Here is a 13418-nt window from a genome sequence, read left to right on the forward strand (position 1 = left end):
CATAAGGTTGAAAGCGGAATGGTGGCCGAGGCTGGGCATCTGCGTATGACCAGTCGAACCGGATGCGTAAATGGTATTACGGTCAATTTCTGCTTTTTACGCAAAATAGACGGGTTCGATGCAAAGTCGTTGCGGATCGTCCTGCGGATTCGATAAGTTTTTTATCCGGCGTCCGGAAGCGGCGACGTGGCCGGTCGGCGCTCGCCGGATCGGCGTGCCGCGCGGCTTGGCCCGCTCCGCGAAGGTTGGGCGTCAAGTGAAAATTATTGCGACCGCAACGCCAATTCTGCAAAAAACGCGCAGGACGAAGGCCGTTGCCCATTTTGGCTATCGACGACTCTCAATATACTTTCTTCGTGCGTTGCAGAAACGGATCGACCATGCGGCGGCCTTGTTCGATGCAGTCGAGCGCGATCGAATCCGGCGAATCACGTTCTCTGCGCACCGAATGTCACCCCCGAGTCAGGATCCATGTGAAAACATGAGGAATGCAAAAAGATGGCCAATCTAACCATTTCCTTAAAGTAAAACGGGCGGGCGTCTGCAACCTTCGAAGCGTATGTGGACGTGCCGCCGGGCGGCGCCAGGAAATGAAGTAGTTCGATGAACCTAAACTGGAGATTTGTATGAACGCAGTGCTTCACAAGCTGAGCCCGATCGGCGCCGCAACCGTCCTTTTTGTAGCGATGACGACGACAGCGTTTGCCGATCAGATCGTCAGGATCGGACACTTCGCGCCGTTGACGGGTATGAGCGCGCACGTGGGTAAGGACGACCAGAACGGCGCCCGGCTGGCGATAGAGGAAATCAACGCGAAACAGCTTGTCATTGGCGGCCAGAAGGTCACGTTGGAGCTCGATGGCCAGGACGATGCGGCGGACCCGAAGACGGGTACCGTAGTGGCGCAGAAGATGGTTGATGACGGTGTAGTCGCTGTGATCGGTAGCGATATGTCGAGCACGACCATTCCTGCGGCCCGGATCTTCAGCGATGCAGGCATCGTGCAGATTTCGCCCGGCGCAACCAATCCGGACTACACGCTGCTCGGTTACAAGACAGCGTTCCGTGTGGTTGGAACGGACGCGCAGCAGGGTCCCGCACTCGCGGACTATGGCATCAAGGTCCTGAAGGCGAAGACCGTGGCAATCGTGGACGACTCGACTTCCTATGGTCAGGGCCTCGCCAGCCAGTTCGAGAAGGGTGTGAAAGCACAGGGCGCCACGGTGCTTTCGCACGATGCGACGAACGACAAGGCAGTCGATTTCCGTTCCATCCTCACCCGGATCAAGGGCGAGAATCCCGACGTGATCATGTATGGCGGCGAAGACGCGACGGGCGGTCCCTTTGCAAAACAGGCGGCGCAACTTGGCATTCGTGCGCGGATTCTCGCGGGTGACGGCGTCTGTACGGAGTCGCTGGCAGAGTTGGCCGGTACGGCCACCGATAACATCGTCTGCTCGGAAGCCGGCATGGCGCTCTCGAAGATGCCGGGTGGCGCGGTATTTGTCGAGAAGTACAAGAAGCGTTTCCAGCAACCGATCCAGATTTACGCGCCATACTCATACGATGCCGTTTATATCATCGTCGATGCAATGAAACGGGCAAACTCGACCAATCCGGCGAAGATCCTGGCTGAGATGCCGTCAACCAACTACAAGGGTGTCATTGGCGACACCACCTTCGATTCGAAGGGGGATTTGCAGCACGGCGTGATCTCGGTTTTCTACTACAAGAAAGGCGAGAAGACGCTGATCGACGTTATGAAGATGTAAGTCGCCGTCCCCTGGCCGCTATTCGGCTCGGCGGCCGGCATGGCTTGGGACGGGGATCACGCATGGGTTGCGCCGGCGGCGCTCTTTTTCCGCCAGGCGAGGATGCCGCTGGCATGTCCCGAGGGACGCCCCCTCGTTCGGGTGCTTTGCATCTGGGTCGACCAGGCTGTCTCACGGGCAGGCAGCATCATCTCGCCGTCGGGAACGACCGCGTGCTGCGGTTTCCCGCCGCGGTTGCCCCGTTCGGTGCGATGACCGACGCCAGTCCCGCTTCGTTCGACGCGTTGCGCCGGCTGATCGCGGAGCACGGGCCGGTCGCGTTGACCACCGCGGACGAACTCGCGGCGCCCGCTGGATGCTCCGTCGTCACGCATGCCACGTTGTTTCAGATGGTGTGGCAGCGCGAACCCGATACGGCACACGCGTGGGAACACCACGTGCAGCTGAACGAGCGCGACGTGCCGGACATGCTCGCGCTGGCCGCCGCCACGCAACCCGGTCCGTTCGGGCCGCGCACCATCGAATTCGGCGCCTACGTCGGCGTGCGCCGGCAACGCTCGCTGGCCGCGATGGCGGGCGAACGCATGAAGGTCGACGGTTATACGGAGATCAGCGCCGTCTGCGTCGATCCCGCTTTTCGCGGACAAGGTCACGCGACCGGCCTGATGAAGCTGCTGATCGCGGTCCTCTGCGCGCGCGGCGAGATGCCATTTCTGCACGTGCTCACGTCGAATCACGGCGCGGTCGCGCGGTATCGGGCGATGGGTTTCGTCGAGCGGCGCGAGATGCATCTGACCGTGCTCGGTGAGAAAGGCGGCTGAACGGTGCGTATTGATTTCGCGTAGCAACGCGGCAGGCATTTCGCGCGAGGCGGCCCGGTAGCCGATTTCGTGCGTCCGGCGAATCAACGCGGCTCGCTTGCAGCCGGTACACTTGCCGGCACGAACACCCGCTGCCCGGAACCTGCCACGCCATGAATCCGCGATTCACCGCCATCTCCGCCGCTCTTGCCGCCGCCGCGCTGTTCGGCGCGGCGACGCCGCTGGCCAAGCTGCTGCTCGGCTCGCTGTCGCCGTTCATGGTCGCCGGGCTGTTCTACGTCGGCAGCGGCATCGGGCTGGGTATCGGCATCGGGATTCGCCGGTTGCGCGCGCCCGGCGCGGAAAGCGGCAACCAGCGGATCAGCCGCGCCGACTGGCCGTGGCTGCTCGGCGCAATCGCGGCGGGCGGCGTCGCCGGTCCCGCGCTGCTGATGCTCGGCCTGTCGGGCACGCCGGCCGCGACCAGTTCGCTGCTGCTGAACCTCGAAGGCGTGTTGACGGCCGCGATCGCGTGGGTCGTGTTTCGCGAGAACGTCGATATCCAGGTGTTCGCCGGCATGGCGGCGATCGTCGCCGGCGGCGCGATGCTGTCATGGCATCCCGGCGAAACCGCGCTGCCGGTCGGTGCGCTGCTGATCGTCGGCGCGTGCCTGTGCTGGGCCATCGACAACAACCTGACGCGCAAGGTGTCGGCCAACGATGCGATGGTGGTGGCGTGTCTGAAAGGGCTGATCGCCGGGCCGGTGAATCTGGCGATTGCGTTCTCGACCGGCGGATCGCTGCCGGGCGCGGGAACGGTCGCCGCGGCGATGGTCACGGGGCTGGCCGGTTACGGCGTGAGCCTCGTGCTGTTCGTGATCGCGCTGCGCCACCTCGGGACGGCGCGCACCGGCGCGTATTTCTCCATCGCGCCGCTGTTCGGCGTCGCGCTTTCGCTGCTCATCTGGCCGGAACTGCCGCACGCCGCGTTCTGGATCGCCGCCGCGTTGATGGCCGTCGGCATCTGGCTGCACGTGCGCGAACGGCACGAACACGAACACACGCACGAACCGGTCGAGCATACGCATCGGCATCGGCACGACGAACACCATCGGCACGAACACGACTTCCCGTATGCAGGCGACGAACCGCATACGCACCCGCACCGGCATCAGCCGGTCACGCATGCCCATGCGCATTTTCCGGATGTTCATCATCGGCATTCGCATTAGGGCGGCGTTACCGCCGATGCCGCCGATGCCGCCGATGCACCGGAACCCGTTTTAAACGTCGTCGGGCGCGGCCGACGCATGCCGCTCGAAGTGCTGCACGAGAAAGTCGATGAAGGCCCGCGCGCGGGCGGACTGATTGCGCCGGTTCGCGTAGTACACGAACAGGTCCGCCGACGGCTGCGCGTACTCGGGCAGCACGACGCGCAGCCGGCCGCTTTCCAGATATTTCGCGAGGTCCCATTCCGAGCGCACCAGAATGCCGTGGCCGTCCAGCGCCCAGCCGAGCACGATGTCGCCGTCGTTGCTCGACAACGCGCCGCGCACCTTCACGGTCTCGCTGCGCTCGCCGTGCGTGAAGCGCCAGATTCCATACGCGTCGTCGTTCTGGCGATGGATGATGCAGCTGTGGTTCGCGACGTCGTCCAGACTCTGGGGCATCCCATGTTTTTCCAGGTAGCGCGGCGACGCGCACATGAAGCGCCGGTTCGCCATCACGCGGCGCGCGTTGAGCCGCTTGTCCGGCAGCGCGCCGAAGCGGATCGCCAGATCGACGCCCGTTTCGACCAGGTCGATCGGCCGGTCGGTGACGTCGAGCTGCACCTCGACGTGCGGGTAGCGTTTCGCGAACGCGGAGACGAGCGGGGCGATCGTCGTGCGGCCGAAGCCGAGCGTCGCGTTCACGCGCAGCAGGCCGCGCGGCACGGAGCGGCTCGACGACACCGCGTCCTCCATCTCCTTGAGCGCGGCGAGAATGCGCGTCGCGTGTTGCAGATAGGTCTCGCCTTCGGCGGTGAGGCTGATGCGGCGCGTCGTCCGGTTCACGAGCCGCACGCCGAGCCGCGCTTCCATCTGCGAAAGCCGCTTGGTCGCAGCGGGCGGCGTGAGGTCCAGCGCGCGTGCGACGGCCGCGAGACTGCCGTGCCGCGCGAGCAGCACGATGAATTCAAGCTGGGAGCTGACGTCGGTTTTCATCGGATGGCATTTACCGAAAGTTAATAATGAAGTCACTTTCGGGCAATCATAGCCGCAGTCGCGACGCGTACGCTGTGCGTCCCGTCAGTTCGCCGGCGCATGCGCGGCACGAAGGAGATCTCCATGAGAATCGTCGCAATCCGCGAAAAAACCGTTCCGATCAGTTCGCCGATCCGCAACGCCTATATCGACTTCAGCAAGATGACGCTGAGCCTCGTCGCCGTGGTCACCGACGTGATCCGCGACGGCAGGCCGGTGGTCGGTTACGGCTTCAATTCCAACGGCCGTTACGGGCAGGGCACGCTGATGCGCGAGCGTTTCATTCCGCGCGTGCTCGAAGCCGATCCCGCGTCGCTCGTGGACGATGCCGGCGACAATCTCGATCCGCACCGGATCTGGGCGGCGATGTTCCAGAACGAAAAACCGGGCGGCCACGGCGAGCGTTCCGTCGCGATCGGCACGATCGACATGGCGGTGTGGGATGCGGTCGCGAAGATCGCGGGCAAGCCGCTGTTCCAGTTGCTCGCGGACCGCTACGGCGACGGCGAGGCGAACCGCCGGATTTTCGTCTACGCAGCGGGCGGCTACTACTATCCGGGCCAGGACCACGGGAAGCTGAAGGACGAGATGCGCGGTTATCTCGACCGCGGTTATACGGTGGTGAAGAAGAAGATCGGCGGCGCGTCGCTGGACGAGGACCTGCGCCGCATCGATTCGATCCTCAGCGTGCTCGGCGACGGTCAGAAACTCGCGGTGGACGCGAACGGCCGTTTCGATCTCGACACGGCGATCCGGTATGCAAAGGCGCTGTCGCAATACGACCTGTTCTGGTACGAAGAGGCGGGCGATCCGCTCGACTTCGAATTGCAGGCGACGCTGCGCAACTACTACGACAAGCCGATGGCGACCGGCGAGAATCTGTTCTCGATGCAGGACGCGCGCAACCTGATCCGCTACGGCGGCATGCGCGCGGATCGCGACTGGCTCCAGTTCGACTGCGCGCTCAGTTACGGCCTCGTCGAATATCTGCGCACGCTCGCGATGCTGCGCCAGCACGGCTGGTCGCCGAGCCGCTGCATTCCGCACGGCGGCCACCAGATGTCGCTGAACATCGCGGCGGGCCTCGGGCTGGGCGGCAACGAATCGTATCCGGACCTGTTCCAGCCGTACGGCGGTTTCCCCGATGGCGTGAAGGTCGACAACGGCTACATCACGATGCCGGACCTGCCGGGCATCGGCTTCGAGGGCAAGGCGGACCTGTATGCGGAGATGCGCAAGCTCGTCGCGTAGGCGATGAGGTTTCCGTGAGCGGTGTTGGAGCGCGACGCGTATCCGGGGCCGCGCCGTCCTTTTTTACGCAGGCTTTATTTCTGGTTCGATATCATCGGCTCGTGTGGACGCATCCGCGAGGCAAAGTGCGCGATCGGTCATCGGAGGCGATCGCAGCGGGTTTTCTTCGCGAGTCGCGCCGTGCGTGTTCCGTTCGCTGACGAAGCGTAGCATCGCACGGATCACGCGCATTCAACGAGCCAGGACATGACGATTCTGACGTCGCTTTCGACTTGGGCGCACCGCCGCCGCGCCGTTGCCCGCGATGCCGCGCCCGAGCGCGGCGTGGTCATGCACGTGACGCTGGAGGCGCGTTACGCGGCGTCGCTGCGGCACGCGCTTTCGTGCGACTGCGCGCATGACGCGTGGACCATGCGGATCGCGCCGCTGCCCGGCACGCAGCAGGTGCGTCTGTCGCTTTATCTGCCGAAGCAGCAGGTCGATACCGCGATGTCGCGCATCGAGGCGTGCGCGCCGTCGGCGGACGTCCAGCAGATCGTCGAACTGCCGTATGCGCCGACCGATGCGTGGCGCGATCTCGCGAGGGTCCGCGCGAGCGAACTGTCTTTACGCGAGCGTCCGCGGACGCCATGGTCGCCGGCGGAACCGGCCGCGTCCCTGCGCGAGTTGTTGACCCGCGAGCGGATCGAGACGGCGCTCGACGTCGCCGGCCGGGACGCGCTGTTCTCGTGGGCCGCGTCGCGCTTCGCTCGCGATACCGGGCTGCACGCGGCGGATATCGAAGCGGGGCTGCGCGAGCGCGAGCGGTCCGGCTCGACGGCGCTCGGCCATGGTTTCGCGATTCCTCACTGCCGGCTGGCGCGGCTGCACGAACCGGTCGCGGCCTACGTGCGTTTCGCGCGGCCCGTGGATCTCGATGCGCCCGATGCGCAGCCGGTGATCGACGCGGTGATCCTGCTGGTTCCGGCGTGGGCCGGCTCGCTGCATCTGTCGCTGCTCGCGGAAATCGCGCAGCGGTTCTGCGATGCGGAGTTTCGCGAGCGGTTGCGCGGCTGCGCGACCGGTGGCGCGATCTTCGATTGCCTTCGCGCCTGACGGCTTGATCGGTTGACCATTTGACCGGTTGACCATTTGACCGGCTGGCGCCGACGGCCGGCATCCCGGCCGCCAGCCGCTCGTCGTTATCCGCGACGGCGTTCAAGGCCCGACATGCGACATGAGACGTCTGAGCATGTTCCTGAGCCGATCGCGAATGTCCTTCCGGCCGCGCGCGGCTTAAAGTGCAGCCATCGAACCAGCCGGTTCCCAATCGGGCCTGCGGTGCGAGTCCTCTTCGCGACCTGGCGTATCGGCCGCGCGACTCGCACCGAGACCCCATGGAAGACAGATCATGAAAACCCTGAACGTCGATGTTGCCGTGATCGGTGCGGGCAGCGCGGGCCTGCCCGCATACCGGGCCGCGAAGGCCGAAGGCGCGCGCGCCGTGCTGATCGAGGGCGGCCCGTACGGGACCACCTGCGCGCGCGTCGGCTGCATGCCGTCGAAGCTGCTGATCGCAGCCGCCGACGCCGCGCATCACGCGTCGAGCACCGCGCCGTTCGGCGTGTACGTCGACGGCAACGTGCGCATCGACGGCCGCGACGTGATGCGCCGCGTGCGCAGCGAGCGCGACCGGTTCGTGGGGTTCGTCGTCGAAGGCGTCGAGCAGATGCCCGCCGAAGACCGGCTGCGCGGTGATGCGCAATTCGTCGACGACGGTCTGCTTCAGGTCGGGGACGACACGCGCGTTCGCGCGCGCAGCATCGTGATCGCGACGGGCTCGACGCCGGTCGTGCCCGCGATGTACCGGACGCTCGGCGACCGCGTCGTCGTGAACGACGACGTGTTCGAATGGCAGGATCTGCCGCGCAAGGTCGCCGTGATCGGCGCGGGCGTGATCGGGCTGGAACTCGGGCAGGCGCTGTCGCGGCTCGGCGTAGCGGTGACGCTGCTCGGCGGCGCGCGCGGCCACGTGGGGCCGTTGAGCGACCCGGACATCGCCGCGTATGCGCGCGGCGTGTTCGAACAGGCATTCCGCTTCGAGTCGCGCGCGCACGTCGAGGCGGCGACGCGCGTCGGCGACACGGTTCAACTGCGGTATCGCCGGGCCGACGGCGACGTGGTCGACGATACGTTCGACTATCTGCTGATCGCGGCGGGCCGCCGCCCGAACGTCGGCCGGCTCGCGCTGCACAACACGTCGCTCGCGCTCGATGGCGACGGCGTGCCGGTCTACGACCCGCTCACGCTGCAGGCGGGCGGGCAGCCGGTGTTCATCGCCGGCGACGCGAACGGCGTACTGCCGCTGCTGCACGAAGCGGCGGACGAAGGGCGGATGGCCGGCCTCAACGCGGCGCGGTTCCCCGCCGTGCAGCCGCTCGTGCGCCGCGCGCCGATCTCGGTGGTGTTCACCGATCCGGGCATCGCGATGGTCGGCGCGCGCCACGCGGATCTCGCGCCGGACGCGTATGTCGTCGGCGAGGTCAGCTTCGAGGACCAGGGCCGCAGCCGCGTGATGCTGAGGAATCGCGGCCTGATGCACGTGTACGCGGACCGCGCGACCCGCCGGTTCGTCGGCGCGGAATGGATCGGGCCGGATGCGGAGCACATCGCGCATCTGCTCGCGTGGGCGCTGCAAATGAAGCTGACGGTCGACGCCATGCTGGCGATGCCGTTTTATCACCCGGTCGTCGAGGAGGGCGTGCGCACGGCGCTGCGCAGCGCGGCCGCCAGGCTGGCGTGAGCCGTTCGCGGCTGCGATCGGGCGCCCGGCCTCGCCGGCCGGTTCGATCCGCGGCCGGGTGCTTCTCCTCGTTTTTCTCACCGTTCTCGTAACGAGAACAATGAATTCGCGCCGCGGCCGATTCCGCGGCGCGCGCGGCGTTCCTAGACTTGGGTCCCAGATGACGTGGATTCCCCACCGACCCTTCGACCCAAGGAAAAATCGCCATGAAGCTCTACCATCACCCGCTGTCCGGCCACTCGCATCGCGCGCACCTGTTCCTGTCGCTGCTCGGCATCGAGCACGAGCTGATCGAAGTCGATCTGGCCGCGGCCGCGCACAAGGCGCCCGAGTTCCTGAAGCTGAACCGCTTCGGCCAGGTGCCGGTGCTGATCGACGGCGACGTCGCGATTCCGGATTCGAACGCGATCCTCGTCTACGTGGCGCGCAAGTTCGGCAAGACCGACTGGCTGCCGCAGACGCCGGCGCTCGAAGCGGCCGTGCAGCGCTGGCTGTCGGTCGCCGCCGGGGAGATCGCATACGGCCCGGCGGCCGCGCGGCTCATCACCGTGTTCGGCGCGAAGTTCAACGCCGAGGAAACGATCGCCCGCGCGCACCGGATCATCAAGCTGATCGACGACGAACTGGCCGGCCGCGAGTTCCTCGTGCTGTCCCACCCGACCATCGCGGACGTCGCGCTGTACAGCTACATCGCGCGCGCGCCGGAAGGCAACGTCGATCTGTCGTTCTATCCGAACGTCGACGCGTGGCTGCGCCGCATCGAGGCGCTGCCGGGTTTCGTCGCGTTCCGCAAGACGCCGGCCGGCCTCACGGCCGGACACTGAGCGCAGCGGCCGTCCGCAACTGGTTTGCGCGGCTTGCCGTTTGGTCCGCGCGGGAGGCGAATCATGACAGCATCGACAGACCTGACCGATCCGGGATCGCCGTGGCATCCGGGCGAACAGGCGTTGCAGCAGAAGGCCGGCGTGACGGAGAAGATGCTCGGCGTCGGGCAGCGCTTCATCCGCGACTACCTGCCCGACCAGCACCGGACGTTTTATGCGCAGTTGCCGTTCATCGCGGTCGGCGCGGTCGCGGACGACGGCGACGTGTGGGCGACGTTCGCCTGTGGCCACCCAGGCTTCATGCGCACGCCGACCGACAAGGTGCTGCACGTCGACGTGACGGCCGATCCGCGCGACCCCGCGTCGGCGGGGCTGCGTGACGGCGCGGCGCTCGGCCTGCTCGGGATCGAGCTGCATACGCGCCGCCGCAATCGCCTGAACGGCTCGGTGCACGCGATGACGGCGGCCGGTTTCGACGTCCACGTCGCGCAGGCGTTCGGCAATTGCCCGCAGTACATCCAGGCCCGCGACTTCGCGTTCGTTCGCGAGCCGGGCGAGTTTTCCCGCCGCGACGCGATCGAGTTCGACGCACTGACCGGCCGCGCGCGGGCGATGGTCGAGTCGGCCGATACGTTTTTCGTCGCGTCGTATGTCGGCGACGGCGCGCGCCGCCAGGTGGACGTGTCGCATCGCGGCGGCAGGGCGGGTTTCGTGCGCATCGGCGACGACGGCACGCTGACGATCCCCGAATTCGCGGGCAATCTGTTCTTCGCGACGCTCGGCAACTTTGTCGTGAATCCGCGCGCGGGTCTCACGTTCGTCGACTTCGAGACGGGCGACCTGCTGCAGATGACCGGCGACGCGGCCGTCGATCTGGACTCGGCCGAAATCGCCGCGTTCCAGGGCGCTGAGCGGCTGTGGCGCTTCACGCCGCGGCGCATCGTCTATCGCGCGGACGCATTGCCTTTGCGGTGGACCTTCGAGGCCGGCGGCTGGTCGCCGAACACGCTGATGACCGGCAACTGGGACGAAGCGGCGCGGCGGCTGGAGGCTGCCGCGCTCGCCGATGCGTGGCGGCCGTTCAAGGTGACGAAGATCGTCGACGAAAGCGCGGTGATCCGCTCGTTCCACCTCGAACCGCTCGACGGGGCGGGTCTGATTCCGCACGCGGCCGGCCAGCATCTGCCGATCCGCGTGACGCCGCCGGGCGGCGACCGGCCGGTGATCCGCACCTACACGCTGTCGACCGCGCCGTCCGATGGCCGTTATCGGATCAGCGTGAAGCGCGACGGACTCGTGTCGTCGTATCTGCACGACGCGATGCGGGTCGGCAGCGTGATCGAGACGCGCGCGCCGGCCGGCCAGTTCACGATCGACGCCGCCGGGCGCCGGCCGGCGGTGCTGCTCGCGGTCGGCGTCGGCGTGACGCCGATGCTCGCGATGCTGCGGCACGTCGTTTATGAAGGGCTGCGCACGCGCCGCGTGCGGCCGACGTGGTTCTTTCACTCGGCGCGTTCGCTGAAGGAGCGCGCGTTCAGCGACGAAATCGCGCGGCTCGAAAGCGCCGCGAACGGCGCGGTGAGGGTCGTGCGCGCGCTGACGGACACGCAGGGCGCGCACGACGGCGACGACTACGACGTGGCCGGCCGGATCGACGTCGAGCTGTTGAGCGCGACGCTGCCGTTCAACGACTACGACTTCTACCTGTGCGGGCCGTCCGCGTTCATGCAGTCGATGTACGACGGTCTGCGCGATCTGAACGTCGCGGACGACCGCATCCACGCGGAGGCGTTCGGGCCTTCGGGGCTGAAGCGCAGAAAGGATGCGGCGGCACAGGAAGGTCCGGTCAGGGCCGCGGCGAACCAGCCGACGCCCGTCGCGTTCGTGAAGTCGGGCAAGGAGGCGCGCTGGAGCCCGGACAGCGGATCGCTGCTCGACCTCGCGGAAGCGCGCGGACTGACGCCCGCCTACGGCTGCCGCAGCGGTAGTTGCGGCACCTGCAGGACGCGCATCGTCGAAGGGGCGGTCGCTTATCCGGCCGCGCCGGAATTCGCCGTGGCGGACGGCGACGCGTTGATCTGCTGCGCGGTTCCGGCGAGCCCCGAGTCGGGCGGCGGCGAACGGCTGCTGCTCGACCTGTGAACGCATCGCCTGCCGCTGCGGCCGACGTCTGCTGCTATGCTGGCTCGCTGCGCGCCTGCCGGGCCTGCGATGCGGCCGGCTCGCGCGCGGCCTTCATTTTCACCTCGTACTCGTGGCGCTTCTGACTCATGGACAGGCTTCAGGCAATGCTCACTTTCGTGACGGTGGTCGAAACGGAGGGTTTCGCGTCGGCGGCGCGCAAGCTCAACGTGTCGCCGTCGGTCATCAGCCGGGTCGTGACGGAACTCGAAGAGCACCTCGGCGTGCGCCTGTTGACGCGCACGACGCGCGTGGTCCGCGTGACCGACGCGGGCTCGACGTTCTTCGACGACTGCCGCCGGATCCTCGCGGAAATCGACGTGGCCGAACTGTCCGCGTCGGGCGCGAACGCGACGCCGCGCGGCCAGTTGACGATCAGCGCGCCGGTGATGTTCGGCAGGATCTACGTGGTGCCGATCGTTCACGAGTACCTGACGCGTTATCCGGCCGTGAACCTGAACTGCTGGTTCCTCGACCGCATCGTGAATCTCGTGGACGAGGGCGCCGACGTCGCGATCCGCATCGGCAAGCTGCCGGATTCGTCGTTGCAGGCGGTCGCGGTCGGCAACGTGCGGCGCGTGCTGTGCGCGTCGCCGGCCTACCTCGAAGCGCATGGCGTGCCGCAGCGCCCCGACGACCTCGCGGGTCACGCGACGCTGCAGGGGACCGGCCTCACGCCCGCGCCCGAATGGCGCTTTCGCGCGGACGGGCGGCCGCTCGCGGTGCCGATCCAGCCGCGCCTCGTGACCACCACCAACGACTCGGCGATCGAGGCCGCGCTGGCGGGGCTCGGCATCGTGCAACTGCTGTCGTACCAGGTCACGCGCGAACTCGCGGACGGGTCGCTGCGCATCGTGCTGGCCGACTACGAAGTCGAACCGTGGCCGGTCCACGTCGTTCACCGCGAAGGGCGATACGTGAACCAGAAGGTCCGCGCGTTCCTCGATCTCGCGATCGAAACGCTCCGGATGAAAGCGTCGTTGTGGAACGCCGTGTGACCGGTTTGCTTCGCTGTCTTATCGCCGTTCGCGCGGCTCGCCACGCCTCGGGACCGGACTCGCCGAAGAACTGCCCGGTCGGGCCGTCGTCGTCGGGCGTCGCGAGCCGCACGGCCGGAACGCGTTCGCGAGCGCGACCGTCACGCTTCGCGGATGCGTGGGTGCGTGGGTGCGTGGGTGCGGATGCGGCGGCTCATCGAGCGTCCCGACGACATCGCGGTGCTTGCGCCGCTGATCGGGCGGAAGATCCTGTCGCGGCCGGCGCGGCGCAAAGGCGGTACCCGCCACGGCCGCTACCGGGCGATGAGCGGCGCGGCCCGATCGGCGCGCGCGGGGGATGCGTACGCGTCGTCGTCGGTCGAGGGGGTTGCGGCAGGCGGGCGGGGCTCCGATGCGCTTCCTGTTGCAGCGCGGCTGCCCGTCGCTTAAAATCGCACGTCTTCCGGAGATGGCATTCCTCCCGTAACCGCCGCACGCTCGCCGTCGCGGCTGATGATGCCTACGAGTTCCTGGGTTGCAGGAGGTCGTAGGCCGTCCAGACGACGCCCTGTCGCCCAGGTTTGACGC

General features: G+C 67.1%; 10 protein-coding genes, 1 pseudogene and 1 riboswitch. Of the genes and pseudogenes, 10 read left to right on the forward strand and 1 reads right to left on the reverse strand.

Translation table 11 applies throughout. The features are described from left to right. Positions 1 to 626 precede the first annotated feature (626 nt). The 3 genes and pseudogenes from BLV92_RS07010 (at position 627) to BLV92_RS07020 (ending at position 3804) form a co-directional block, all read left to right on the forward strand. On the forward strand, positions 627 to 1772 hold the full coding sequence (locus BLV92_RS07010) for a branched-chain amino acid ABC transporter substrate-binding protein (protein ID WP_090543485.1): 1146 nt from the start codon (positions 627 to 629) through the stop codon (positions 1770 to 1772). A 170-nt stretch (positions 1773 to 1942) separates the two neighbouring features. Then, a pseudogene (locus BLV92_RS07015) lies at positions 1943 to 2593 on the forward strand (GNAT family N-acetyltransferase); the annotation flags it as partial. Between the two features lie 152 nt (positions 2594 to 2745). Next, positions 2746 to 3804 carry a DMT family transporter gene (locus tag BLV92_RS07020; protein ID WP_090543489.1) on the forward strand — a complete coding sequence of 353 codons (1059 nt, stop codon included), beginning with the start codon at positions 2746 to 2748 and terminating at the stop codon, positions 3802 to 3804. A gap of 51 nt (positions 3805 to 3855) precedes the next feature. Here BLV92_RS07020 and BLV92_RS07025 read toward each other — a convergent pair whose 3' ends face one another. Continuing rightward, entirely contained in the window at positions 3856 to 4776 is a 921-nt protein-coding gene (locus BLV92_RS07025) for a LysR family transcriptional regulator (protein ID WP_090543491.1), read from the reverse strand. Between the two features lie 123 nt (positions 4777 to 4899). Between BLV92_RS07025 and BLV92_RS07030 the strand changes: the two genes are divergently transcribed. The 7 genes from BLV92_RS07030 to BLV92_RS07060 all read left to right on the forward strand — a co-directional run bounded on the left by BLV92_RS07030 (position 4900) and on the right by BLV92_RS07060 (position 13280). Beyond that, positions 4900 to 6066, forward strand: a complete 1167-nt coding sequence (locus BLV92_RS07030) for a mandelate racemase/muconate lactonizing enzyme family protein (protein ID WP_090546897.1) — start codon at positions 4900 to 4902, stop codon at positions 6064 to 6066. A 246-nt stretch (positions 6067 to 6312) separates the two neighbouring features. Beyond that, positions 6313 to 7161: a PTS sugar transporter subunit IIA gene (locus tag BLV92_RS07035; protein WP_090543493.1), complete on the forward strand. Its 849-nt coding sequence runs from the start codon at positions 6313 to 6315 to the stop codon at positions 7159 to 7161. A 295-nt stretch (positions 7162 to 7456) separates the two neighbouring features. Next, positions 7457 to 8848: a dihydrolipoyl dehydrogenase gene (locus tag BLV92_RS07040; protein ID WP_090543495.1), complete on the forward strand. Its 1392-nt coding sequence runs from the start codon at positions 7457 to 7459 to the stop codon at positions 8846 to 8848. Between the two features lie 206 nt (positions 8849 to 9054). Continuing rightward, entirely contained in the window at positions 9055 to 9672 is a 618-nt protein-coding gene (locus tag BLV92_RS07045) for a glutathione S-transferase family protein (protein ID WP_090543497.1), read from the forward strand. Positions 9673 to 9735: 63 nt separating this feature from the next. After that, on the forward strand, positions 9736 to 11814 hold the full coding sequence (locus BLV92_RS07050) for a 2Fe-2S iron-sulfur cluster-binding protein (protein ID WP_090543498.1): 2079 nt from the start codon (positions 9736 to 9738) through the stop codon (positions 11812 to 11814). Positions 11815 to 11942: 128 nt separating this feature from the next. Further along, on the forward strand, positions 11943 to 12851 hold the full coding sequence (locus BLV92_RS07055; protein ID WP_090543501.1) for a LysR family transcriptional regulator: 909 nt from the start codon (positions 11943 to 11945) through the stop codon (positions 12849 to 12851). A gap of 165 nt (positions 12852 to 13016) precedes the next feature. Continuing rightward, complete coding sequence (locus BLV92_RS07060) at positions 13017 to 13280, forward strand: AraC family transcriptional regulator (RefSeq protein WP_143040655.1); 264 nt, start codon at positions 13017 to 13019, stop codon at positions 13278 to 13280. Between the two features lie 6 nt (positions 13281 to 13286). Beyond that, positions 13287 to 13360, forward strand: a riboswitch (Fluoride riboswitch). Positions 13361 to 13418 lie beyond the last annotated feature (58 nt).

It is taken from the genome of Paraburkholderia caballeronis (assembly GCF_900104845.1).
Classification (GTDB): Bacteria; Pseudomonadota; Gammaproteobacteria; order Burkholderiales; family Burkholderiaceae; genus Paraburkholderia; species Paraburkholderia caballeronis.